At 54.6% G+C, this 23,286-nt stretch carries 19 protein-coding genes, 1 tRNA gene and 1 pseudogene; 11 read left to right on the top strand and 10 right to left on the bottom strand.

Features of this window, described 5'->3' with window-relative positions:
* Nucleotides 1–695: 695 nt before the first annotated feature.
* Genes FGF66_RS05255 through FGF66_RS05240 form a run of 4 tightly spaced genes read right to left on the bottom strand, consistent with a single transcriptional unit; the run spans nucleotide 696 to nucleotide 3,591 of the window.
* On the bottom strand, nucleotides 696–875 hold the full coding sequence (locus FGF66_RS05255; protein WP_246046584.1) for a hypothetical protein: 180 nt from the start codon (nucleotides 873–875) through the stop codon (nucleotides 696–698).
* Nucleotides 876–898: 23 nt separating this feature from the next.
* On the bottom strand, nucleotides 899–2,140 hold the full coding sequence (locus FGF66_RS05250; protein WP_139456635.1) for a GlmU family protein: 1,242 nt from the start codon (nucleotides 2,138–2,140) through the stop codon (nucleotides 899–901).
* Nucleotides 2,141–2,156: 16 nt separating this feature from the next.
* The gene (locus FGF66_RS05245) at nucleotides 2,157–3,065 is read right to left on the bottom strand and encodes a diacylglycerol/lipid kinase family protein (protein ID WP_139456634.1); all 909 of its coding nucleotides are present in this window, start codon (nucleotides 3,063–3,065) and stop codon (nucleotides 2,157–2,159) included.
* Nucleotides 3,055–3,591, bottom strand: coding sequence for a low molecular weight protein-tyrosine-phosphatase (locus FGF66_RS05240; RefSeq protein ID WP_139456633.1), 537 nt, complete (start codon nucleotides 3,589–3,591; stop codon nucleotides 3,055–3,057). The genes FGF66_RS05245 and FGF66_RS05240 overlap by 11 nt, the downstream gene beginning before the upstream one ends.
* A 169-nt stretch (nucleotides 3,592–3,760) precedes the next feature.
* Between FGF66_RS05240 and FGF66_RS05235 the strand changes: the two genes are divergently transcribed.
* Both FGF66_RS05235 and FGF66_RS05230 read left to right on the top strand, forming a co-directional pair.
* Nucleotides 3,761–4,981, top strand: a complete 1,221-nt coding sequence (locus tag FGF66_RS05235; RefSeq protein WP_139456632.1) for a helix-turn-helix transcriptional regulator — start codon at nucleotides 3,761–3,763, stop codon at nucleotides 4,979–4,981.
* Nucleotides 4,982–5,274: 293 nt separating this feature from the next.
* Entirely contained in the window at nucleotides 5,275–6,501 is a 1,227-nt protein-coding gene (locus FGF66_RS05230; RefSeq protein WP_170181223.1) for a helix-turn-helix transcriptional regulator, read from the top strand.
* 91 nt (nucleotides 6,502–6,592) lie between these two features.
* On the opposite strand, the gene FGF66_RS05225 is transcribed toward FGF66_RS05230, so the two are convergent.
* The 3 genes from FGF66_RS05225 to rsgA form a co-directional block, all read right to left on the bottom strand.
* The gene (locus FGF66_RS05225) at nucleotides 6,593–7,528 is read right to left on the bottom strand and encodes a DUF1848 domain-containing protein (protein WP_139456631.1); all 936 of its coding nucleotides are present in this window, start codon (nucleotides 7,526–7,528) and stop codon (nucleotides 6,593–6,595) included.
* Nucleotides 7,529–7,540: 12 nt separating this feature from the next.
* Nucleotides 7,541–8,917: an NAD-dependent succinate-semialdehyde dehydrogenase gene (locus FGF66_RS05220; RefSeq protein ID WP_139456630.1), complete on the bottom strand. Its 1,377-nt coding sequence runs from the start codon at nucleotides 8,915–8,917 to the stop codon at nucleotides 7,541–7,543.
* Nucleotides 8,918–9,066: 149 nt separating this feature from the next.
* Nucleotides 9,067–10,002, bottom strand: coding sequence for a ribosome small subunit-dependent GTPase A (gene rsgA, locus FGF66_RS05215; RefSeq protein ID WP_139456629.1), 936 nt, complete (start codon nucleotides 10,000–10,002; stop codon nucleotides 9,067–9,069).
* 239 nt (nucleotides 10,003–10,241) lie between these two features.
* On the opposite strand from rsgA, the gene FGF66_RS05210 reads away from it, so the two are divergent.
* On the top strand, nucleotides 10,242–10,958 hold the full coding sequence (locus FGF66_RS05210; protein ID WP_139456628.1) for a phosphatase PAP2 family protein: 717 nt from the start codon (nucleotides 10,242–10,244) through the stop codon (nucleotides 10,956–10,958).
* 272 nt (nucleotides 10,959–11,230) lie between these two features.
* On the opposite strand, the gene recG is transcribed toward FGF66_RS05210, so the two are convergent.
* On the bottom strand, nucleotides 11,231–13,351 hold the full coding sequence (gene recG, locus FGF66_RS05205; RefSeq protein WP_139456627.1) for an ATP-dependent DNA helicase RecG: 2,121 nt from the start codon (nucleotides 13,349–13,351) through the stop codon (nucleotides 11,231–11,233).
* A gap of 95 nt (nucleotides 13,352–13,446) precedes the next feature.
* On the opposite strand from recG, the gene rpmE reads away from it, so the two are divergent.
* From rpmE to FGF66_RS05180, 4 genes are all read left to right on the top strand, one after another.
* Nucleotides 13,447–13,671: a 50S ribosomal protein L31 gene (gene rpmE / locus FGF66_RS05200; RefSeq protein WP_129051843.1), complete on the top strand. Its 225-nt coding sequence runs from the start codon at nucleotides 13,447–13,449 to the stop codon at nucleotides 13,669–13,671.
* 30 nt (nucleotides 13,672–13,701) lie between these two features.
* Nucleotides 13,702–14,262 carry a ribosome recycling factor gene (frr, locus tag FGF66_RS05195; protein WP_139456626.1) on the top strand — a complete coding sequence of 187 codons (561 nt, stop codon included), beginning with the start codon at nucleotides 13,702–13,704 and terminating at the stop codon, nucleotides 14,260–14,262.
* A gap of 197 nt (nucleotides 14,263–14,459) precedes the next feature.
* A complete protein-coding gene (locus tag FGF66_RS12795) occupies nucleotides 14,460–18,275 on the top strand; it encodes an Eco57I restriction-modification methylase domain-containing protein (RefSeq protein WP_211341979.1) in 3,816 nt (1,271 codons plus the stop codon).
* Between the two features lie 159 nt (nucleotides 18,276–18,434).
* Nucleotides 18,435–19,457 (top strand): Fic family protein, encoded by a 1,023-nt coding sequence (locus FGF66_RS05180; RefSeq protein WP_139456625.1) that lies wholly within the window; start codon nucleotides 18,435–18,437, stop codon nucleotides 19,455–19,457.
* Between the two features lie 78 nt (nucleotides 19,458–19,535).
* On the opposite strand, the gene FGF66_RS05175 is transcribed toward FGF66_RS05180, so the two are convergent.
* Both FGF66_RS05175 and FGF66_RS12930 read right to left on the bottom strand, forming a co-directional pair.
* On the bottom strand, nucleotides 19,536–19,754 hold the full coding sequence (locus tag FGF66_RS05175; protein ID WP_211341978.1) for a hypothetical protein: 219 nt from the start codon (nucleotides 19,752–19,754) through the stop codon (nucleotides 19,536–19,538).
* 25 nt (nucleotides 19,755–19,779) lie between these two features.
* Nucleotides 19,780–20,032, bottom strand: a pseudogene (locus FGF66_RS12930) (IS3 family transposase); the annotation flags it as partial.
* 173 nt (nucleotides 20,033–20,205) lie between these two features.
* Here FGF66_RS12930 and FGF66_RS05170 point away from each other — a divergent pair.
* The 4 genes from FGF66_RS05170 to FGF66_RS05155 all read left to right on the top strand — a co-directional run bounded on the left by FGF66_RS05170 (nucleotide 20,206) and on the right by FGF66_RS05155 (nucleotide 23,282).
* Nucleotides 20,206–20,292, top strand: a tRNA-Ser gene (locus FGF66_RS05170).
* Nucleotides 20,293–20,438: 146 nt separating this feature from the next.
* Nucleotides 20,439–20,813: a rhodanese-like domain-containing protein gene (locus FGF66_RS05165; protein WP_139456624.1), complete on the top strand. Its 375-nt coding sequence runs from the start codon at nucleotides 20,439–20,441 to the stop codon at nucleotides 20,811–20,813.
* Between the two features lie 351 nt (nucleotides 20,814–21,164).
* Complete coding sequence (locus FGF66_RS05160; protein WP_139456623.1) at nucleotides 21,165–21,884, top strand: type 1 glutamine amidotransferase; 720 nt, start codon at nucleotides 21,165–21,167, stop codon at nucleotides 21,882–21,884.
* A gap of 33 nt (nucleotides 21,885–21,917) precedes the next feature.
* Nucleotides 21,918–23,282 carry a deoxyribodipyrimidine photo-lyase gene (locus tag FGF66_RS05155; protein WP_246046586.1) on the top strand — a complete coding sequence of 455 codons (1,365 nt, stop codon included), beginning with the start codon at nucleotides 21,918–21,920 and terminating at the stop codon, nucleotides 23,280–23,282.
* Nucleotides 23,283–23,286 lie beyond the last annotated feature (4 nt).

Genomic DNA, 23,286 nt, shown 5'->3' with positions numbered 1-23,286 from the left:
GTTTGCAGGGCAATATCGCCTTGTTTCGATGTCGCTGGTCAGAAGAATATTTCAAATCGCTCTTTTTAGAGATGCCCAGTAATGGTAATACCGTATTTTTTTTTCAACTCTAATGCAAGCTTATCAATTTTAGTTAATTGTGATAAAGCTTCTGCTTTTTTTAAATTCATCTTCTTATAAGACCCCATCTCAATATTCATTTTAATTTATGATATAATAAATTATACTTATTTCAACCAGATTATCTATCACCGCTTAATTGCATTTTACTTCTCATAACTCAGAAATATAAGAACAAAAAGCATCATGTTTATTTTAACTTTCGAAGAGTTATAGTGCTTGAACATACACCACTGCCTGAGCGTCAGATCGATCACCCCATCCGATTCACGAATAAGCAAAAATTTGCGATTGCGGCACCAGCGTGCGCTTGGTCGTTGTTGTTTTTCGCCCCCTGTATCGAGGGGCGTGATCCGTATGGAGGTGCTTACGTGTGGCATTTTCTGTAAATGGAAAGGTGTTGATACCTTGTAATCCAGTCAACACTTAATGCAAAAGCAAGATATTCGTAAAACCCGTAGCAAACAAGAGCGCAGCGTATTTATGTTCCGTCAGATTGGAATTGATCCGGCATACGCGGGCGCACGCCATGCGCCCCTACATGATTGGTATGCTCAATGGAAGAAAAAGCCACCTCAAAATGAGGGCTGGCCTTCTTGTTCGCTATCGAATGTCGGGTTAGAAAACCCGGCGTTTTTTCTCGCCTCTTTTAAAAGCACTCCGGTTTTGAACTCCTCGTACCCTTTATCAAAATTCTCGGCAAATTCAGGATCAATGCTTTTGCGTTTCTCGATTGCACGTTCCAGATCATCCATTGTTTTTCCTCCTGAGATATTCTCTATCCGTTACAGCACTCCCCCGCCACCGCCCGCAACATCACCTCGTACGCCGCGCTCATCTCAACCTTGCGGCGGGCCATCACCTTTCTCGCGGTCTCGACAGCTTTGTCGGCTTCGTACCGTGCCGCGCCGGTGTGGCCGTCGCCCCAGGAGAATGAGGGAATGTATTTCGCTGGCATTCCGTTGCCGAAGATGTTTGACGAGGTTCCGACGACCGTGCCGGTGTTGAAGCGGGTGCCGATGGAGCATTTCGAGTGCTCGCCCATCAGGAGGCCGAGGAACTGCTGGCCGGTGGCCATTTTGCCGTGCGCGGTCTCGATGCTGACCTGGCTGTAGTTGTTCTTGAGGTCGGAGGTGTCGGTGCCCGCGCCGAGGTTGCACCAGCTCGAAATGTAGGAGTGGCCGAGGAAGCCGTCGTGCTGCTTGTTCGAGAACGGCTCCATGATCGAATCCTCGATCTCGCCGCCCGCCTTCGCGCCGCCGCCGACAAAGACGTTGCTGTAAATCCGCGCCCCGCTCTTCACCCTCGCGTTCGGCGCGATATAGACATTCTCCATCAGCAGAGCCATCGGCTCGACCACCGCGCCCGCGCCAATAGAGATAAAGCCGTCCGAGGCGTCGAGCACCGCGCCAGCCTTCACCTCTGCGCCAAGCTCGATGGTGATCGCCGACGGATTGACCAGAATCGCCGACGGATGCACCTCGCCTTCGATGCGACCGAGAGCGAGAGCCGCGCCGTCCTCGCGCATCATCGCCGGATGCATCGCTACGCAATCCCAGAGATTCTCGATCAGCCGGAACCCGGAAACCTCGACGCACGAAAGCGCACCAGCCACAACCATGCCATCGATGGTATCGGGAAACACCGTTTCTGAAAAATGAAGCGGCTCGGCCTTGGTTCGGCAGAAAAGAAGGTTGCCGTTCTGGATGACGGCTTGGCCCGACGCGATCCGGCCTGCGTCGATGAACTGCATCACCGCCGCATCGCAGATGAGACGACCGTTGACCAGCAGCACCTCCTCCTCCAGAACGCTGTTGACCACCGAACCGGGGTTGTTCTCGCTGAACCACGGCGCAATGTGGCGGCGCATGTGCCAGGTGAGCGCCGCCCGCCCGCCGAAGGCCGCGATGAAGCGCTCCCTGAGCGAATGGCAACCGGTCACGAGGTCGCAGACCGGCTTCAGATCGGCGAGCGGCGAGAAGCTGGGCGTTTTTTCGTCTTCAAAAATGATGACCTGCATGGAAATCGATTTTTCGTTATGGCTCGTACAGCATCTCGACCGCGAGCGGCTCGGCGGTGATGCCGATTGCGCCGCCAGCCCGGTCGATCACCTCGCCATCCATGTGCATGGCCTCGTCCACGGAGAGGAACACCGCGATCGACCTGGCCTTGCAGTAGATGACTTTGGAATCGTGAATCTGGCTGCCCTTCAGATATTTGAGCACATATCCGGGCAAGCGCCATTTCGGGATCGCCTTGAGAATGCACACATCGAGAAGCCCGTCGCACTGGTCGGCATCCGGCGAAATCCGGAACTTGCCGCCCTCGACCTTCCCGTTTGAGACCGAAAAGGCGAACACCGGCTCGTCGAGTTCGACCGTCCCCTCTACAGTATCGAGCGTAATATGCATTTTTACCGCACTATAACCCAAAAGCACCCGCACCAGCGCCCAGGCGTACGACAGCTCTCCCCGCAGCCACGGCGTCGCCTTCACCGTGCTGGCGATCCGACCGGTAAAGCCGATGCCGATGGAGTTGACGAAGTAGCGCGACTCGCCGCCGCTGAACTCGACCTTGCCGAGATCGACGCGGCGGCTCGCGGCTCCGGCGAATCCACGGATGCGCGACTCGTGCTCTTTGGCCGAGGGGTCGAAGGTTTTGAGAAAATCGTTGGCCGATCCGACGGGAAGGACGCCAATCTTCACCGGCTGGCCCGCGACGGCGTTGACCACCTCGTTGAGCGTGCCATCGCCGCCGCAGGCGATGAGCGTCGCGCCATCTCGAGCGGCGGCGCGGGCGATGTCGGCGGCGTGTCCGGCAAAGCGCGTCGTTTCGAGCGACGCCGCCTCGAAGTGCGCGAGCGAGCGCTCGATGAGAACGGCCTTCGAGGCGGCGCGCCCCTTGTCGGCTGCCGGATTGAAAATAAAGGTAACGCTACCGCTCATCGCCGCGTTGGGTGTGTTGAAAAATCGACTCGGCTTCAGTCGCGTCGGCGGGCAGGTTGTACGCCGTCCGCAAGGCCGACACGATTCCCGTGGCGCTGTGCAGAAGCCGCTCCATCGTACGGTCGAAACCCGACTCGCTGCCATAATACGGATCTTCGATTTCAGCGCCCGCGTCGGAGTGGGCGAAATCGGTCATCATGTGCACCGGCACCGAAAGGCCGTCGAGCGCGTCGAGAATATCACGATAATTTTCAGCATCCATCGCGAAAATCCGGTCAAAGCACGCGAGGTCGAGGTCGTCGATGCAGCGGGCGCGAATCGCGGAGATGTCGATGCCGTGGCGTCCGGCGGCCCGCACGGCGCGGTGGTCGGGAGAAGAGCCGGACTGGTAGCACACCGTGCCGGCGGACTCGATCTCGAAGCAAGCCTCAGCGCCGTGCAGCGACGCCGCGTGACCGAAAGCCCCCTCCGCCATCGGAGAACGACAAATATTTTCGTAGCAGACAAAGAGTATTTTTACCGGCATGGTTTATAATCTGAAGTGAAACAGCACGGCAATCGCTTATGATGTTGACGTTATAACGCAGAAAAAAAAGATAGTTATTGTTTTTTTTAGTAATGACAATATCGGATATTTAAGTAATTGGCATAGTTAAAAGTAGTTTTCATCTTCTCAATTCCTAAAGTCCATCATCATGACCCAATGCCCCGCTTCAGGACTTTCGGTTACCGAAAAAGATCATTGGAGTTTCGAACATCGCCAGGGTAACTATACCAGAAAATATAGCCTGATTGGCAACGACATCATTCATGTGCAGGAACTTGCCGACCATGGCATCGCTCCGGAGCATCTGTATGCCGCTGATTTCAGCTCCCTGGTCGCCGAGGAGAACCTCACCGGCAATCCGGTATTTGTGCTGATGGACTGCGCGCCTGTAGCCACCCTCAAGTTCTTGTACAAGAGAGAGTTCACCAACCTGCTCACCGCTCAGGAGTTTGACCTCAGGCTTATGGTGCTCTACAATATCCAGCCCTCCGTCAGGCTTGAGTTTGAAATGCTTCAGAGCCTGGCGACAGACAAGCTTCCGGTCATACTCTCCGGATCATACGAAGAAGGCATACACTCGATTCTCGACTTCAAATCGGGCAAATCTGCCGGAACAAAAGCCGAGGCCGGAACGGACAAGGCTTTCCGGGATGCGTTCCTGGGCGAAGTATCAAGAATGCTCATGCTCGGGCAGTTCGATGAACAGGGAAAAGTTCCTCCCGAAAATCATGCATCATATCCCTATTTCCAGATTCTCGACATGATGCGCCGCGACATGAAGTCGCTGGAAGATGAGCACCAGCAGAATCTCGAAAGGATAGAACAGGAGTTCCGGGTGCTTCTGGCGAGCAAGAACTCTTTGCTCGACGAACAGGTCGAACTGGGTAAAAAGAGCGAACAGCGATTCAGGGAAGAGGAGGCCGCATTGCTTTCAAGAATCGCCACGCAGGAGATCGAAGCCACGAGAATTTCAACGGCGAATGCCGAAAAAAATGCCGCATTGCGTAGTTTGTGCGAAATGATCGAAACTCTTGATCTCGATCCGGCATCCAGAGAAAAAGTTTCGACCCAATGCGCCGCCCTCTTCGAAACCAGCGAAAAAGCCGCCCTGGTCAATACGGAACTGACAGAAACCGATTCCGTTTTCCTCTCAAAACTTCAGAAAACACACCCGAATCTCAATCAGAGAGAGCTCCGGATCAGCCTGATGATCAAGCTGGACTACCACTCACGCGATATTGCAAGATCTCTCGGACTTTCGACCAGAGGCATTGAAAGCATACGCTACCGTCTGCACAAGAAAATCGGTCTCGACAAACACAACTCCCTCAAAACCTACCTTGCGAACCTTGCCGCAGAATCACTCTGAACCACAAAGCCAGGCGTAAAACCGGTTTGCACTGACCCGGCTCAGAAAGATGCATGAATACCAGCGATGAGCGCTGTAAAAATCAAAATTGCGCTCATCGCCGAATCCTACCCAGACAATACGCCAGCCAGCCCCATATTTCAGTAGAAAATCATCTCATATATTACTTGGCTTTCAGTAATTATTGGGAATAATCACAGAAAAAGTCGTATAATGTTTGTAACACCTGCATCATAACAGTATCATTATACTTCATGACAGGTGCCTTTCATAACGCATTAATTGAAGCACCTATGCAAACCTGCCCAATCTCCAATCTTCCGATCACCTCGAAGCACAACTGGAAATCCGTTCCTGCCGGAGAAGATTACGTCAAGCGTCTCGACCTCATCGGCGACAACATTTTTCATCACTACGTCGAATCGGACCATCCGATTACGCTGAACTCCATGAGCATCGACCTGGTCAACAAGGTGCTCGAAGAGAGCGGCATCAAGGACTCTCCGCTCTACCTCCTCTGGGACATGAACAACATCGGTAACATCTCCTACCAGTACAAGCAAGGGATCAACAACATTGTTTACGGTTCTGGCCTCGATTTCAAGGTGGTCGTGTTTTACAACATCGACGAATCGTGCCGGATCATCATCGAAACCTTCGCCGCGATGGCGCCCAACACGATGACCGTGCTGCTCAGGGATGACTACGCCGATGCCATGACCTCCCTCATCGAATACCAGTCGGGCAAGGCCCCCGAAATGCCGGCAGAACAGGAGGTCGATGAGGAGGACACGATGAAAAACGAGTTCCTCGCGACCATCGCCAGGATTTCGTGGCTCAACATGCTCAACCAGAAAATTTTCCTTCCGACCGTCGAAGATCCTTTTTACCCCTATTTCAAGGCTATCGATCACATGCAGGAGGATTTGAAGGCGAGAGACGAAAGTCATGAAAAGGAGATGCAGCATCTCAAAACTGAAAGCGACCAGAAGCTGAGCCAGAAGATCATCCAGCTCAACGCCCAGGTGGAGCTTGGCAAAAAGGAGATCCAGCGGTTCGAGCAGGAGAAAGCCGCGCTGAAATCGCGTATCGCCGCGCAGGAGATGGAGTTGACGCGAATTTCCACCGCTGTCGGCGAAAAGGCTTCGACCCTGCACATGATCTGCGACCAGATCAGGAACCTCGACATCGAGCAGCCCGACAAGCAGAAGATTCTCGAGCAGTGCCACAACATGATCGAGACGGAGCTGACCGAAAAACGCCTCAAAACCGAGCTGACGGTCGGCGACTCCGAGTTCCTCTCGAAACTCCAGAAAAAGCACCCAAACCTCAACCAGCGTGAACTCAGGGTGAGCCTGATGGTCAAGCTCAACTACGACACGCGCGAGATCGCCCGATCGATCGGCATCTCGACCAGAGGCATGGAGAGCATTCGCTACCGGATGCACCGCAAGCTCAATCTCGACAAGCACAAATCGATCAAGACCTATCTGTCCGAACTCGCGGCGGAAATGGTTTGATTGCCGACGAACCAAAATTCTTCACTCTACCGGGGCGCATCGACGCCCCGGTTTGTTTTTTACGCCACTACGCCCCGCCACTACGCCTCCTTTACCGCTGTGCGTAGCAGTAGAGGCAACCGTGCCCGCAAGTACCGTACTCGCCGATGTCTTTGCTGACGATGCAGCCGCAGGCCCTGCGCTGACCGCGATCTTTCAACGCAGCGCGGCTCGACGCTTCGCCCGGAAACAGAGGATCGACTCCGAGAAAATCCATCAGCTCCGCATCGTCGCCGAAACACCGGGCAAGCAGCCGGTCGTCGATACAGCGATTCGGCGCGATGCCATCCAGCGCCATCTCCTCGGCGCAGCTCGCCAGCTCGAACCCCCAGCGCTCGTTGCGCTCGACCAACCGCACGGCGAACGAAGCCATCTCTTCCGGCGTGAACTCACGCGCCCCGGCGGAATGGCGCGACAGACGCCGCTGAACTGCCCGATAGCGCTCGATGTCGGCGAAGCTGATGACGAGCTTGCGGGTGCAACCGCGCAACGCTTCGGCGAGGCGCTCGATCCGGCGGAGCAGCGCTTCGGCGGTGAGCCGTTCGGTCAGCACGAGCGGATCGAAACGCCAGACGACGCGCTCGGGGCCGATGCGGTCGGCGAGCCGCCGGAAGGTCTCGACCCTCGCGACGAGCGGCGGTACGCCCGGTTCGAGAGCGTCGGCGTCGTAGTCGTTCAGCGTGAACTGGAAATAGTAGTTGATGCCGAGGGCATCGATTGCAGGCAGGTGCGGCAGCAGCGGCGCGGGGTTCTTGCTCCAGAAAACCACGGCTCGCGTTTTACGGAACGAGACGTATTGCGTTTGCCAGGCGTTGAAGGGATTACGCCACGGCGCGTAACCCGCACGGAGCCGCGCCATGAACCATTCGGCGTGAAACGCCGGAATGTCGGTGGCGCGGCTGGCCGACACGATCACCGGCGCAATCGCCTCGACCGTTTCGCCGCTCTCGATGCGGATCGGCAGCTTTTCCCATCCCCGGAACGCCATCGCCGCGCCCGGTCAGCCCGGCAGAAGCAGCGTCTTGATGTTGACGAACTCGCGGATGCCGTGGTGCGACAGCTCACGCCCGTAGCCGGAGTGCTTGACGCCGCCAAACGGGAGACGCGGATCGGACTTGACCATCGCGTTGACGAAGCAGTTACCCGTTTCGAGCTGTTCGGCGACGGCGAGCGCCCGCTCCGCGCTGCCCGAAAATACAGCGGAGCCGAGGCCGTAATCGCTGTCGTTGGCCACGGCGACCGCCTCGTCATCGTCAGCCACCTCGATAATGGTGGCGACCGGGCCGAAGATCTCCTCCTCGTAGGCGGCCATCCCCTTTTTGACGCCGGAAAGCACCGTCGGCGGATAGTAGCAGCCCGGCGCGTTAGGCACATGGCCGCCGCAGAGCAGCGCCGCGCCCGCCTCGACGCTCCGCTGCACCTGCGAATGGACGAGATCGCGCAGGTCGGCGCGGGCGATTGGGCCGACCTCGGTGCCTTCGCGGAACGGATCGCCCATCACCGCCCGCTGCATCTTTTCGACGATCATCCGCGTGAACTCCCCGATCACTCCCGACTGCACGATGAAGCGCTTGGCTGCAATGCAGCTCTGCCCGGCGTTGAGCAGGCGGCCCGCGACGCAGGCATCGACCGCCTGGCGGAGATCGGCGTCATCGAGCACGATGTAGGGATCGCTGCCGCCAAGCTCCAGCACACTGCGCTTGAGCGCCCGGCCCGCCTTGGTCGCCACCGCCCGACCCGCGCCGGTGCTGCCGGTCACGGAGACCGCCTTGATGACCGGATGGTCGATCATGAAGCCGGTCAGCCTGTCAACCTCGTCGAGATCGATGTGCACCGCACGGTAGAGATGCTCCGGAAACCCTGCGTCGCGGAAAAGCTGCTCGATGGCGATGGAGCAGCCGGTAACGTTCGGCGCGTGCTTGACCACGATACCATTTCCGGCCATCATGGCTGGCGCGGCGAAGCGGATCACCTGCCAGTACGGGAAGTTCCACGGCATCACGCCAAGAATCACACCAAGCGGTTCGAAGCGCACCACGCCCGTCGCGCCGTCAATGGCGCTCTCCTCCGGGAGGAGAAACTCCTCGGCGTGGTCGGCGAAGTAGTCGCACACCCAGGCGCACTTGTTCACCTCGGCCACCGCCTGCGCGAGCGGTTTGCCCATTTCGAGCGTGACGAGCCGCCCGTGTTCGGCAGCCTCCGCGCGAAGCAGCTCGCCGAGCCGCTTCATGCAGGCGCTACGCTCCGCGAAGCCGGTCGAGCGCCAGCGGCGGAAATCCGCTTCGGCCTGGCGAAGCACTCCATCGAGCTGCCCGGCAATCATCACCGGATATTCGGCGATCTTTTCGCCGGTCGCTGGATTGATGGTAACGATCATATCTGTGAGTTCTTTATTGTTCGGATTAAAACAGTATCGCGTCAACGGCAACCCGTTGCATAACGATTGAGGGCAACGCTCTCTTGTGCCATCGAAATCGTGATCGAAACAGGATTATCCGCCTGATCCGTCCGAATCACCCCGTGACCTCACTCGTCGAGCGAATCGAGCAGGGCGAGGTAGCTCTCGTAGCGTCCGGCGTCGATGGCCTCCGACTCGACCGCCGCGATCACGGCGCATCCCGGCTCGACTGTGTGCGAGCACGACGAAAAGGCGCACTCCGGCATGTAGCGCAGAAACTCGGTGTAGTAAAACCGCAGGTTCTCGCGGGTGATGCCGGAGAGGTTGAACTCGCGAATGCCCGGCGTGTCGATCACGTAGCCGCCGCCCGGCAACGGAAACATCGCCGAACTGGTGGTGGTGTGCACCCCCTTGCCGGTCTTGTTGCTCGTCTCGGCGGTTCGCAGCTCCTCGCGCCCGACAAGCAGGTTGATGATCGTCGATTTGCCCACGCCGGAGTGGCCGCTGAAGGCCGACATCCGGTCGCGCAAAAGCTCGCGCAACTCCTCGATCCCACGCCCATCCTCGGCGCTGACAAGGCAGATGTTGCAACCAAGCTCTCGATAGACCTCCAGATCATCCTCCACCATCCCCTCCTCGTCGAGATCGATCTTGTTGACCACGATGAGCAGCGGCAACTTCTCCGACTCGGCAAAGACGAGGTAGCGATCCACCAGGCGGCTGTTGAACGGCGGATCGTCGAACGAGGTGATCAGCACGAGCTGATCGATGTTGGCGACGATCACCTGCTCCTTCTCCTTGCTCCGGTTGCGCCGCACCTCCCGCCGCCGCACCAGCGACGTGCGCCGCTCTTCGACGCGGACGATCACCCCTTCAGCCATGTCGGTCTCGGAGGCCTTCAGCCGAAACTCCACCCGGTCGCCGACCGCCACGAGGTTCGCCCCCTCGTTTTCGCTCACGGTGCTGGGCACGGTTCTGCACCTGACCTTCAGGCCATCGCCGGTCTCGACGATATATGATGCGCCGGTGACTCGCGTCACCACGCCCGAAAGCGTTTCATTCATGAAAAAAGTCTGAAGTGATTATCCCCGGTTAGTCGGGCTTTTTCCTGTTCCCCCAAAAAGACGCAGGAGCAAAAAGTATAGAATATAAGCTTTTCCGATACCATAATGGAAGCCGTGAAACCCCACGAAACGCCAGGAATTGTGATAAGAATCGGGGAGACGAGTCAAAAGGTTATATATTTAACCCTATTCCTATATTACGCTGAATATAATATTCAACATCCAACCATACCCCTGCAATGAACATCAGCGCTCTCGACACCGCCATCGTCACAGGACTCAGCGAGTTTCTTGCCGGAGACGGTAACGGTAGCAGGCTTTTCAGGCTGCTGGTCTATAACGTTGGTGAAAACCCTCTGCTGAGAGGAATCCCGGTCTTTTTCCCATTGCTGCTGCTCTGGTTCGGCAACGCCTCCGCTGAACGCCGCAGCCGGATTCTGAGCGGTCTTCTGGCAACCTGCGCGGCGGTCGGCCTCTCGGTTGCGATGCAATATCTGCTTCAGGTGCACACGCGACCCGTGCTCGACCCCACCATCACCCTGCATATGGCCACACAACAATGGGATCACGACAGCTCTTTTCCGAGCGACACCGCCATGCTCTACTTCGCGCTTTCAATGACGATTTTTCTGCTGAACCGGCGGGCGGGCATCGCGGTTTTCGTCTGGTCGCTCCTCAGCGCCGGGCTTTGCCGGGTCGCCCTCGGCTGGCACTATCCGTCGGATATTCTCGGCTCGCTGGTCATCGCCCCGGCGGTGGTGGTGCTGTTCGATAAAACGGCCATGATCCGCGGCAAAATCGAAGCGCTGCTCGAATCGTCACAGAACCGGCTCGACATCGTCAGCGCCATGCTGATGCTCTTTATCGCCGAAGCCTACAACCTCTTCCCCGGCCTGCGAAGCCTGGTCGAAACGGCCATCAGAATCATCCGCAAAAACATCGACCTTCCCGGATAGCGAGCGGGCGCACACCATGCAGCCGCGTGTGCCGATATTTTTCCGATGCGTTCGTGACAGGGCGACTACGGGGGGATTGCCCCTGCAGCAATGAAATTGCGGCGGGCGAGGCAGTCGAAATCGGGTCCTGTTATCAATTCCCCGTAGGGGCAGGCCTCGCGCCTGCCCTGGTGCACCACGGCATTTCCGAAGCTTCCGAAAAAGGGCAACCGCGAGGGTTGCCCCTCCAGCGTCACCAGTTTCGATGATCGAGAAGAATCCCCTTTTCTCCCTCACCCGACGTCGGCCAGCGAGATTCGCTTTCGGAAATAGTTCTCGTAGTAGTCCCGAATCCGGGCGTTTTCGGCGAGCGAGAGGGCTTCGTCGCGGCGGATCAGCTCGAAGGCCGCCGCTCGCGCCGAGCGCATGATCTCGCCGTCGGTGAGGAGGTCGGCGATCTTCAGGCCACTCGCCGCGCCGGACTGCTCCCGGCCCAGCAGGTTGCCCGCGCCGCGAATCTGCAAATCGATCTCGGAGAGACGGAATCCGTCGCCAGTCGAGGCGAGCGCCTGCAACCGCTCCTTGGCGTCACCGGCCAGCTTCGTATAGACAAGGAAGCACGACGAGGCGTGCTCGCCGCGCCCGACGCGCCCCCGGAGCTGGTGAAGCTGCGAAATGCCGAAGCGCTCGGCGTGTTCGATCACCATGATCGTCGCGTTCGGCACATCGACGCCCACCTCGATCACCGTCGTGCCGACGAGGAGATCGATGCCGCCGCCGCGGAACTCCGCCATCACCGCCTCCTTCTCTGCCGCTGGAAGCTGCCCGTGAATCAGCCCCAGCCGCAGCTCCGGGAACACCTCCAGCCTGAGCTGCTCGTAGCTCTCCGTGGCCGCCTTCAGGTCCATCTTCTCCGACTCCTCGACCAGCGGATAAACGATGTACGCCTGCCGCCCCTCGGCGATCTGCTTGCGCAGCAGCTTGTACAGCTCCGGCTTCTGCTCGTCGCGGCAGAGGCGCGTCTGGATCGGCTTGCGCCCGGCGGGCATTTCGGCGATGACGGAGACGTCGAGGTCGCCGTAGATGCCCATCGTGAGCGTTCGCGGAATCGGCGTGGCGGTCATGAGCAGCACGTGCGGGTTCTCCGACTTCTCCTGCAACGCCTTGCGCTGCAACACGCCGAAGCGGTGCTGCTCGTCGATGATGACGAGGCCGAGGCGATGGAACTGCACCCCCGCCTCGATGATGGCGTGGGTGCCGACGGCGATGTCGATCTCGCCCTGTTCGAGGCGGGCGAGCTGATCCTCGCGCTGCTTTTTCTTCTGGCGACCGGTGATGAGCGCCACGCGGATGCCGAGCGGTTCGAGCGTGTGCCGCAATCCGGCGTAGTGCTGGAAGGCGAGAATTTCGGTCGGCGCCATGAAGGCCGCCTGCAAGCCGTTGTCCACGGCGAGGGTCATGGCGAACTGCGCCACGAGCGTCTTGCCCGACCCCACGTCGCCCTGCAACAGGCGATTCATCTGGTGACCGCTCTTCAGGTCGTGGTAGATTTCGCGTACCGCCTGCTTCTGAGCGCCGGTCATCGTGAACGGCAGGCGCTCGTGCAGCCCCGCCGTCATCGCGCCGGAGCGCTCGAACCGCGCCGAGGCGATGTTCCGCCGCTCTCCGGCGCGGCGCAGGGCGAAAAAGAGCTGCGCGAAAAACAGCTCGCTCCACTTCATCCGGTACCGCGCCCGGTCGAGCTGCTCGGCGGAGTCGGGAAAGTGGAGCTGCCGGTACGCCTCGCCGATGGGCATCAGGTCGTAGGATTCGACGATCTCCCGACTGAGGTACTCCGTGATTCGCAACGGCTGGTCGCGGAAGGCGCGATGCACGATGCGCCGCAAGGCCGCCGAATTGAGGGCCGCCTGCTTCATCGCCTCGGTGGTGGGGTAGATCGGAATGATCGCGCCGGTCTTGTACAGCTCGTCGTCCCGCGCTCCGTCGTCGGACGCCTCGCCGTCACCGCCGAGCTTGTCGAAGTCGGGATGCTGCATTCCGGGCGTGCGTCCGAAAAAGGTGACGCGCCCATGCGCCGCGACCAGGTCGCCAGCGTGGATGGCTTTCGAGAAGTAGTGCACGCCGCGAAACCAGGTCAGTTCGAGTACACCTGAGCCGTCGCTGACCTGCGCCTTGAAGCGCGAGCCACCGCGCCCGCCGCTGCCTTCGAGCCGCGTACCGGTGACGCTGCCCACGACGGTCACGGTCTCGCCGTCGCGCAACGCGCTGATTTTTTTGATCGTGGTGCGGTCGAGGTAGCGGCGCGGAAAGCAGTCGTACAGGTCGGCAATCGAGCGGATGCCCGCCTCGGCGAGGATCGCCGCGCGCTTGGGGCCGACGCCCTTGATCCCTTGTAACGGTAAAAACGGTGGCATGACGAATTGGCGTCCGAGCTTGCTTATTAGCAGAAAAAAGAGTTAATTCCTGATCATTTTTTTATTGTCATCCAGGCAACGTAATCCCAGAGGTCATGAAATCAGAGATTCATCCAAAGTATACAAAAGTTACCGTCAACTGCGCGAACTGCGGCGCCACCTTTGAGACCCGCTCCACCAGGAACAACATCAAGGTCGATATTTGCAGCAGTTGCCACCCGTTCTACACCGGCAAGCAGGTGCTCGTCGATACCGCTGGCCGCGTCGAGCGCTTCAAGAAACGCTTCGCGAAGGCTGCTCCGAAAGCCAGCGCCGAGTAAGCGATCGCCTGAATCAAACCAGATACCGCCATGACTGCAAGGGACGTTATCCAGAAAATCGAGCCTCGCATGAAGAAAACCATCGAGGCATTCCAGCACGAAATCGCCTCGATCCGCACCGGCAAGGCCACCACGACATTGCTCGACCGGGTCAAGGTGGAGGCTTACGGATCGCAGATGCCGCTCAAGCAGGTCGGCAACGTTGGCGTGCTCGATGTCCACACGCTCACGGTGCAGGTCTGGGACAAGTCGATGGTCGGCCCCACCGAACGAGCGATCCGCGACGCCAATCTTGGCCTCAATCCCTCATCGGACGGCCAGAACATCCGCGTCAGCATTCCGCCGCTCACCGAGGAGCGCCGCAAGGAGTTCGTAAAGCTCACCAAAAAGTTCGGCGAGGATTCCAAAGTTTCGCTGCGCAATCTCCGCCGCGACATGATCCACGAGATCGAGAAGCTTGAAAAGGAGAAGCAGATCGGCGAGGACGAGTACAAACGCGGCAAAAAGGACGCGGACGATCTTCTGCACAAGTACGAAAAGCAGATCACCGAACTGATCGCCCTGAAGGAAAAGGAGATCATGGAGGTCTGACGAAGCCATTACGAAGATTCGACACTATTTGCAAAAGCCGGGAAATTCCCGGCTTTTCGCGTTTTGTGTGTGGGGGGATGAGGAAATGCTGCGGCATATTTGCTTGCCATGCATTACAAATTATTTACCTTCGTATAAGGTGTTGAATAAGGCCGACAAAGTAGCACAGATAAACAAGTTGAGTGCAATAAAAATACATGAGCATCTACCAATCCTCTGTACTGAAAAAATTTCAAGCTGCGCAAGATGAAGCGCAGATTCAGGCAGCGTTTGTCGCCTTTGGCAAATATTTCCTGGATGGTGCCGTTCAGGAGAATATCCGCAATAGCAAGGAAGAACAGTTTCAAGAGGGATTTCTGCGCGAACTGTTCGTCAACATTCTCGGCTACACCATCAACCCAAATCCTGATTTCAACCTCACGACCGAGGTCAAGAACAGCAAAGATGCCAAGAAGACCGATGGCGCTATTCTGAAAGATGGCAACGCATTAGCCGTAATAGAACTCAAGGGCACCGATACCAAAGACCTAGAGAAGGTGACCGAACAGGCGTTCAATTACAAGAACAATCAGCCCAATTGCGTCTATGTGATAACCAGCAACTTTGAAAAGCTGCGTTTCTACATCCACAATGCGGTGGAACATGTGGAGTTCAACCTGTTTACGCTTTCCTACGACCAGTTCAAACTGCTGTGGCTGTTCCTGCAGAAAGAAAACCTGCTGGGCGGCATTCCGCAAAAGGTCAAGGAAGAAAGCCTGCTGGAAGAAGAGAAAGTCACCAAGCGGCTATACAAGGATTATTCGGCCTTTAAGAGCGTCCTCTGGAGCGATATGTGCCAGAACAATCCTGAGGCCGATGAACTGGAACTCTACAAAAAAAGCCAGAAACTGCTCGACCGTTTCCTGTTCATCTTCTTTGCCGAAGACAAAGGATTGCTACCGCCAAACAGCATCACGCAAATTGTAAATCATTGGTCGCAGTTAAAAGACCTTGACGCATACACACCTTTGTACGACCGCGTGAAGCTCTATTTCAAGTACTTGAATGAAGGGCGGAATGTACCAGGCAAGGAAATAATCCACGCCTACAACGGAGGCCTCTTCAAACCCGACCCATTGTTGGATGGCCTCACCATTACCGATGGAGTGCTTGAAAAGCACGTGCTCAAACTCACCGAGTACGATTTCGAGACCGAGGTGGACACCAATATCCTTGGGCACATCTTTGAGCATAGCCTCAACGATATCGAGAATGTACGCGCTCAGTTAGCGGGCGAGGAGTTGGACAAAAGCAAGACCAGGCGAAAGAAAGATGGGGTGTTCTACACGCCAAAGTACATTACCAAGTACATTGTGGACAATACCGTGGGCAAACTCTGCGATGAGAAGAAGCAGGAACTCGGTATGAATGAAGAGGAGTTTGCCAAAGAGCGAAAGGGCAGAAGAAAGGAGACCCTTAAAAAGCTGGATGCCCTACTGAAGGAATATCGCGAGTGGCTGCTACAACTCACCATCTGCGACCCTGCCTGCGGTTCGGGTGCTTTTCTTAACCAGGCCCTGGAGTTTCTGATAGCCGAACACCGTTATTTGGATGAGCTGGAAAGCCAACTGTTAGGTTATCCGATTGTATTCCCTGATGTGGAGAACCACATTCTGGAACGCAACATCTATGGGGTGGACATCAACGAGGAAAGCGTGGAAATTGCCCGCCTCTCGTTATGGCTCCGCACCGCAAAAAAAGGTCGCAAGCTCACCTCGCTCAGCAGCAACATTAAAGTGGGCAACAGCCTGATAGATGACCCCGAAGTATCAGGAAAACTGGCCTTTAACTGGCAGGAGCAGTTTCCATCTGTGTTCCGGGAGAAGGAAAAACGCGCCTACCATATTACCACGGCCACACACGATAGTCGAACATCTCAACGCATGGCGGAATATAAAGTTCGTGAGAAAAGGGATAACGGCCTACGCCCCGATGCGCAACCCATCTGGCTGGAACCCGATGATGAATTACTGATAACACAGACTATTGCGGAAATAGTAAAGGAAAGCGGTCTGAATGTGCTGGCCTTCAACATCTGTGGCGACCATATGCACATGCTTCTGGTATGCGAAGAAGATGAAGTAGCTGATATAGTAAGGAAAGTAAAGGGAAGAACTTCCCGCGAACTGCATAGGTACAACAACAAGGGGATGAACAAGGAGAAGGGTATCAGCAATGATCCTGACAACGATCTCGACAATGATCTCAACAAGGGGTTTAAACCCCTTGTTAAATCCCTCTTCGAAAAAGAAGGAGAAAAAAGCGTACCGCTCTGGACACAGAAGTTCGGCTGTAAGGAAATAAAGGACCACAATCAACTGGCCAATACCATAGACTACATACGCAACAACCGCCTAAAGCACAACCTGCCGCCGAACGCGAGAAGTAGTAACATCAAGGGCAAGGGCATCGACTCGACAACAGGGATCGACTCAGGGATCGACAGGGGACTCGACTCGAGGAGCGATATAGGGAAGGGTACCAGCCATGATCTCAACAAGGGGTTTAAACCCCTTGTTCACCACCTTGCCAAATCATCTCTTGTCAAAATAATAGACAATTTTACCACCACAGTAGAACACGCCTTCCGCACCGAGCACAAAGGCGGCTTTGATGTGGTGATAGGGAACCCGCCTTATGTTAGTGCCAATGAAGTCAAGAAATTCTCTACTAAAGAGCAATATAATTTCCTTAAGTCAAACTATGAAACAGCCAAAGGAACAGTTGATTTATACATATACTTTTTTGAACGCGGAATGAACATTCTTCACCCTAATGGCTATCTGTCCTACATTACACCAAACCGATTTTTATCGGCAAGTTACGGAACAGCATTACGGGAGCATATAATTGCAAATTATGAAATTGAGAGTATAGTAAATTATTCAGATAAAAAGGTTTTTCCCGACGCAAGTACTTATCCCATTATCACAGTTTTGGCGAATCGCTCGGGAATGGATTATGATGTTAACTCTGGTAAATTTAACGAGTTGACAAAGGAATTCGAAGGAAAGCCTTTTCCGTCAAAACGATTGCAAATAATTGATAAAAGCATACTTGGTTTTTTGTTAAATGATAAACTTCCGATTACAGAAAAAGTAATCAATCAATCTGATACATTAGCTGTTGCCGGAGTGATAAATGCAACCTCAACGGCTAGTGAAGCGGATGAATATTCAACTCTGATTAACCAAAACTCAGGATATAAGCTAATAAATACTGGGACGATAGATCCATATTTCACTACTTGGGGTCGCGAAGAATTAACGGACAAGGGAGCTAAACACCTATTCCCTTATTTACCAAAGGATTCTGAGACTATTTCAGCTAATCGACATAACCTGTACAGCTCTCCGAAAATCATCATATCAAAGATTGGGCTGAGGTGTGAAGCATTTTACGATCGAAATGGGGAATATGCATCAATTAATACAAATTGCATTCATAGCTTTTCTGATGACTTTGTTCCTGAGTACTTGTTGGCTTGGTTAAACTCTAAACTCTACAACTACACTTTTGAATGTCTGTTTGATGGCTTGAGAATGTCGGGTGGCTACCTATTGTTTTCCGCACCTAATCTTAAAAGCACATCAATCAAGAAAATTGATTCGAATAAGCAAATGGCGTTTGTACCCCTGGTTCGAAAAATTGAAAAACAAATTTTAACTCACTTAGAACTTAGGTCCAACTTTATTGAACATTTTAGATCAAAATTCTCCATCGACAAACCCAGCATGAAGATCCAGAACTGGCCTGAGTTGGATTTCAATGGCTTTTTGGCGGAGCTTACAAAGGCTAAGGTCAAACTCAGCTTGGAAGAAGAAGCCGAGTGGATGCAATACTTCAACAAAAAGAAAGCAGAGGCAAACGCCCTAAAATCCGAAATAGATCGCATAGACAGGAAAATAGACCAAATGGTCTATGAGCTTTATGGCTTAACTCATGAAGAAATAAAAATAGTAGAGAATAGTTAAAACTATGACTTTTTGGATATTACGTGACGGGCAGGGCGTGAGGCTTGAGCTGTGTTGTCGGACGAGGCAAAAAACGATTTCTTACCACAATTTGTTATCTTAAAGTGTAGTATGCAGAAACGACAAGCTGAAATTGAAAGGTAAATCATAGTTCAGAGAATGGATAATTTTGAAGAATACTTACGACAGAGCGAGCCGACCAAAGCAGAAAAAGCGAAAGATTGGAAAATTGCTATCGGCTTGCAAAAAGTTGACGGGCTAACACCGTCTGACTACCTCATAGAAACGGCCAGACAAAATATTGAAGGCGACATTACCATTGAAGAAGTAAAACAGCAAATAGACAGCTATTACAAACAGCACCCCATAAAAAATGACGAAGACCGTACCGAAGAAGCTGATAAAGTTTCTGCACGTATTACAGAAATTTTGAGCGAAAAAACATTTGCGTTTTCACCAGCCGAATACCTTACTCTTCATCGCAGATTGTTTGATGGAATTTATGCTCACGTAGGACAAATCCGCGATTACAACATCACGAAAAAAGAGTGGGTTTTAAATGGAGAAACGGTTTTGTATGCCAGCTCCGAAAGCTTGAAAGCAACGTTAGAGTATGATTTTCAGCAGGAAAAAAAGTTTAGCTACAGCGGCTTAAACCAGCAAGAGATTATCGAACACATAGCGCAATTTATTTCCTACTTGTGGCAAATCCACATTTTTGGGGAAGGAAACACAAGAACAACTGCGATTTATTTGATAAAATATCTTCGTAAACTTGGTTTTAAAGAGGTAAACAATGATTTGTTTGCGGAGCATTCGTGGTATTTCCGCAATGCACTGGTTCGCGCCAATTACGAAGATTTGTCCAAAAGCATTCACAAAACCGATAAATATCTTGTCAATTTTCTTTCAAACTTGATTCATCAAAAAAATCATTCGCTGAAAAACCGCGAAATGCATGTCCATTACATTCCGGCAGCACGTGACACTGTAAAAATGCCGAATGACACTGTATTTTCTTTGATAAAAGAGAACAATAAAATAACTACTGCCGAAATCAGTGAACGATTGAATATAAGTTTAAGCACTGCTAAACGTAGAATTAAAGAACTCAAAGAAAAAGGAATAATAGAACGTACAGGAAGCGACAAAACCGGCTACTGGAAAATTATTGAACAATGAATTTGAAATATCTCAAAAAAATCAGGGCGGCCACAAGAGCCGCCCCTACAAGTCAACCCTCGCTCTTCAATTCATCATTCATAACTCATCATTCATCATTCGCCTCACCCTTCTGCCGTTCTCCACTCCTGCGGTGTACTTCGTCTCCATCGCGATGCGCATCGCTTCCTTGTCGAACACCGTCTGATCCGGCGGCGCTTCGACGACCTTCCTGATCTTGCCCACCTTCGGCGGTTCGGGCGCGGCAATTGGCGGGGCGGCGGCAACTGCGTCATGTTGGTGACGATCTCGCAGCACTGCGCGCCCGTTTGCTGGCAATTTATTCACAGCCGAGATAATCGCGACGGTAACTGCCCATGACGTTCAGCAAAGGGAAACGGCAACCGTCTTCCCATGCCGTTTGACCCGCAGTTTCTGGCGTTCTCCGCTGTACAGTCGCTCCGTTCGTTTGTGGTTGATCTGATAACCTTCGCGTCTCAACTGCCAGTGCAAGACCGAGAACCCCAGCGCGTCCACTCGTCGGCAAGCCCCCGCAGCGGCTTTCTGGCCAGCTCGTCCTTGCCCGGCGTTTGCTCGCAAGAAGGGGTTACCCACCTACAGAACAACGATTTAACGTATATTTGAAATGATCGATGCACTAAAATAGTCTTGGAACATACCTTTCCGGTGAACCCACGCCTCACCTAAATTATTCTTGCTAAAACCGCTCCCGGCGCTTATATTCACAGTCCCTGATTGAACAATACACGGAGAGGTGCGAGAGTGGTTGAATCGGGCGGTCTCGAAAACCGTTGTGCGCGCAAGTGTACCGTGGGTTCGAATCCCACCCTCTCCGCTGAACAAAGAACCTTCGCCAACCGCGAGGGTTTTTTTGTTTGTTGCTCTTTACACGAGAATAGCGTACCTTGTACCTATACCCGGTATGGGTATAAGGATTAGACGAGATGACTCTTACAACAAACGATACTATTCATTTACACTATGGCAGCAGTTAAAAATATCTCCCCCGCCGATGCTTATACCCTGACAAAAAAAGGCGCTCTTATTGTTGATGTACGCGAGCATCGGGAGGTCGAAAGCAAGTCATTCGATGTGCCGGACGTCATGGTGATGCCATTGAGCCGGTTCAGCAGCAGCTTCAGTGATATTCCCTCCAAAAAGAAGGTTATCCTGGCGTGCAGAAGCGGTCACCGTAGCGCTTCGGCGGCGTCCATGCTGATGAATAAAGGTTATAAAAATGTCGTGAATCTTCAGCATGGCATCATGGGCTGGGAACATGCCGGACTGCCGGTGAAAAAGCAGCCAGCGCAAAACCCTCTGACTTCGCTGATGAAAATGTTCCGCAAGCAAGACTGAAGCACTTCCCTATCGACAGAAAGGCCGGGCGCCGGGAGGCGATTTCCATAAATGAAATCCCTCAGGATTTTCCCCGGCCTCCTTTCGCAGAAATCGAATCTCAGAAACCCCGCATCCCTGACGCCGCTCCAGGCGCTTCTCTCCACAGCTCTCCACAAAAACCACACACATCTCTCTGCGCCGTAACCATGCCAGCCAAGGCAATGGCCGGCAAAAACCGGCCTCTTTCCGAAAGAAAACCGTAGCTCCATGCGTACTGATTCGGAATAGATTGTGGCGGCTATTGAACGCCATCCGTTATCTTTGGGGATAAGTACCTTGCATCTTGTTGCATCGCAAAATCAAATAGCCATGACCGGTACGCTGCTTATCGTTCAGAACATCAGCCACGAGGGGCCGGGAATCCTTGAAGAGCTGCTGAACGAACATGAAATCGCTTTCGAGCGATACGATCTTTCGAAAGGCGAATCGATCCCCGATCCATCGAGCTTTGCCGGCATGGTGGTGCTGGGCGGCCCGCAAAGCGCCAACGACGCGAGCGAGCAGATTACCGGCGAGCTGAAGGCGATCCGCGATGCGCTCGACGCCGGAGTGCCGTACCTCGGCATCTGCCTCGGTTTGCAGCTTCTCGTCAAGGCGGCGGGCGGCGGCGTACTCAAATGCCACCAGAAAGAGATCGGGTTCCGCGAACCTGACGGCGAGCCATTTGTGGTCGAGCTGACCGATGCGGGCAAGCAAGATGCTCTTTTCCGGGGAATGCCAGAGCGGCTCCGGGTGTTTCAACTACATGGAGAAACGGTCACGCCGCTCGAAAGCATAACCGTGCTGGCCACGGGCCGGGGATGCAGAAACCAGGTACTGAGGGTCGGCGGCAATGCATGGGGTTTGCAATGCCATTTCGAAATGACTCCGGCGATGTTTGAGAGCTGGATCGATCTCGATCATGATCTGAAGCGTATGAACAAAAAGGAGCTGCTCGGGGAGTTCGATGCCATCAGCACGGAGTACGCCGAAACCGGGCGGGCAATCCTGCTCAATTTCCTTGAAATGACCGGCCTGTTAAAAGCCTAAGCGTATGCACCATCGATGAACAACAGCCAGGAAATGGACCAGCGCCGGGCGCGTCGGTTAAACTCGAGACAGGACCAGAGAGGCCCTGTCATTTACTGGATGTCCAGAGACCAGCGTTACCAGAACAACTGGGCGCTGCTCTTCGCCTGCCAGAAATCCCGGCAATTGCAACAGCCGCTCGAAGTGCTCTTCACCCTCGCGCCCTCGTTTCTGGGCGCTCCGTTGCGGCATTACGACTTTATGTTCAAAGGTTTGGCCGAGGTGGAAGCCTCGCTGCGGAACGCCGGAATTCCGATGACCGTGATTTTCGGCAACCCTGGGGAAACCGTCGCCGCCTTGGTCGAGAAGCGGCAGACGGGAGCGGTGATCAGCGACTTTTCTCCGCTGACTCCCGTCCGGCAATGGAAACAACATGCCGCCGCCGCGATTCCGTGCGCCTTCTACGAGGTCGATGCCCACAACATCGTCCCCTGCTGGCTCGCCTCCCCCAAACAGGAGTACGCCGCGCGGACGATCAGACCAAGGCTCAGCGCCCTGCGCAAATCGTTTCTCACCCCCTTCCCTCAGCTTACGCCTCCCTGCCAGCCAGACAACTTGCCGTGTCCGCCGGTCAACTGGGACGAGCTGCTGAACATGCTCGATGTTGACCGGTCACTGAAGCCTGTCACGCACATCATTCCGGGAGAAGCGTCGGCGGAGCAGCGCTTGCGCAGGTTTCTCAACCATGAAATCGACCGCTATGCCGACAAGCGTAACGATCCGAACGCGGAGGCGGTATCGGGGCTGTCGCCGTACCTGCATTTCGGCCAGATCAGCGCCCAGCACGCCGCACTTCAGGCGTCGCGAAGCCTGGCGTCTCAGACAAACCGGGATGCATTCATCGAAGAGCTGTTCATCCGGCGCGAGCTGGCGGAAAACTATTGCTTCTACAACGAAAAGTATGACGCATTTGACAGCCTTCCTGAGTGGGCGAAGGCGACCCTGATGGAACACGCCGCTGATCAGCGCGATTATCGCTATTCGCCGGAGGAGTTCGAACAAGCCAAAACCCACGATCCGCTCTGGAACGCCGCCCAACGGTCGCTTGTCGAAACGGGCGTGATGCACGGCTACATGAGGATGTACTGGGCGAAAAAGATTCTCGAATGGAGCACGAGTCCGGCGGCGGCATTCGACATCGCCATCATGCTCAACGACCGTTACTCTCTCGACGGGCGCGATCCGAACGGCTACGCCGGCGTGGCCTGGTCGATTGGCGGCCTGCACGACCGCCCCTGGAGCGAGCGCCCGGTGTATGGCAAAATCCGCTACATGAACGCCAGCGGCTGCGCACGGAAATTCGACGTGAACCGCTACATCGCCTCGGTCACAGCCCAGCCCCCACCAATGCTCTTCTGAGCAA

This window comes from Chlorobaculum thiosulfatiphilum, assembly GCF_006265165.1.
In the GTDB taxonomy this organism is placed as follows: domain Bacteria; phylum Bacteroidota; class Chlorobiia; order Chlorobiales; family Chlorobiaceae; genus Chlorobaculum; species Chlorobaculum thiosulfatiphilum.
Note: the sequence above shows the minus strand (reverse complement) of the source record. Positions and strands in the feature narration are given on the sequence as shown.

Excerpts from the sequence above, each read along its gene's own strand:
- FGF66_RS12795 (WP_211341979.1), top strand. The coding sequence starts at position 14,460 with ATGAGCATCTACCAATCCTCTGTACTGAAAAAATTTCAAGCTGCGCAA.
- FGF66_RS05245 (WP_139456634.1), bottom strand. The coding sequence starts at position 3,065 with ATGAGCGGTAGCGTTACCTTTATTTTCAATCCGGCAGCCGACAAGGGG.
- FGF66_RS05225 (WP_139456631.1), bottom strand. The coding sequence starts at position 7,528 with ATGGCGTTCCGGGGATGGGAAAAGCTGCCGATCCGCATCGAGAGCGGC.
- FGF66_RS05155 (WP_246046586.1), top strand. The coding sequence starts at position 21,918 with ATGGACCAGCGCCGGGCGCGTCGGTTAAACTCGAGACAGGACCAGAGA.
- FGF66_RS05180 (WP_139456625.1), top strand. The coding sequence starts at position 18,435 with ATGGATAATTTTGAAGAATACTTACGACAGAGCGAGCCGACCAAAGCA.
- frr (WP_139456626.1), top strand. The coding sequence starts at position 13,702 with ATGACTGCAAGGGACGTTATCCAGAAAATCGAGCCTCGCATGAAGAAA.
- FGF66_RS05165 (WP_139456624.1), top strand. The coding sequence starts at position 20,439 with ATGGCAGCAGTTAAAAATATCTCCCCCGCCGATGCTTATACCCTGACA.
- FGF66_RS05235 (WP_139456632.1), top strand. The coding sequence starts at position 3,761 with ATGACCCAATGCCCCGCTTCAGGACTTTCGGTTACCGAAAAAGATCAT.
- FGF66_RS05250 (WP_139456635.1), bottom strand. The coding sequence starts at position 2,140 with ATGCAGGTCATCATTTTTGAAGACGAAAAAACGCCCAGCTTCTCGCCG.
- recG (WP_139456627.1), bottom strand. The coding sequence starts at position 13,351 with ATGCCACCGTTTTTACCGTTACAAGGGATCAAGGGCGTCGGCCCCAAG.
- rsgA (WP_139456629.1), bottom strand. The coding sequence starts at position 10,002 with ATGAATGAAACGCTTTCGGGCGTGGTGACGCGAGTCACCGGCGCATCA.
- FGF66_RS05220 (WP_139456630.1), bottom strand. The coding sequence starts at position 8,917 with ATGATCGTTACCATCAATCCAGCGACCGGCGAAAAGATCGCCGAATAT.
- FGF66_RS05230 (WP_170181223.1), top strand. The coding sequence starts at position 5,275 with ATGCAAACCTGCCCAATCTCCAATCTTCCGATCACCTCGAAGCACAAC.
- FGF66_RS05160 (WP_139456623.1), top strand. The coding sequence starts at position 21,165 with ATGACCGGTACGCTGCTTATCGTTCAGAACATCAGCCACGAGGGGCCG.
- FGF66_RS05255 (WP_246046584.1), bottom strand. The coding sequence starts at position 875 with ATGGATGATCTGGAACGTGCAATCGAGAAACGCAAAAGCATTGATCCT.
- FGF66_RS05210 (WP_139456628.1), top strand. The coding sequence starts at position 10,242 with ATGAACATCAGCGCTCTCGACACCGCCATCGTCACAGGACTCAGCGAG.
- FGF66_RS05240 (WP_139456633.1), bottom strand. The coding sequence starts at position 3,591 with ATGCCGGTAAAAATACTCTTTGTCTGCTACGAAAATATTTGTCGTTCT.
- rpmE (WP_129051843.1), top strand. The coding sequence starts at position 13,447 with ATGAAATCAGAGATTCATCCAAAGTATACAAAAGTTACCGTCAACTGC.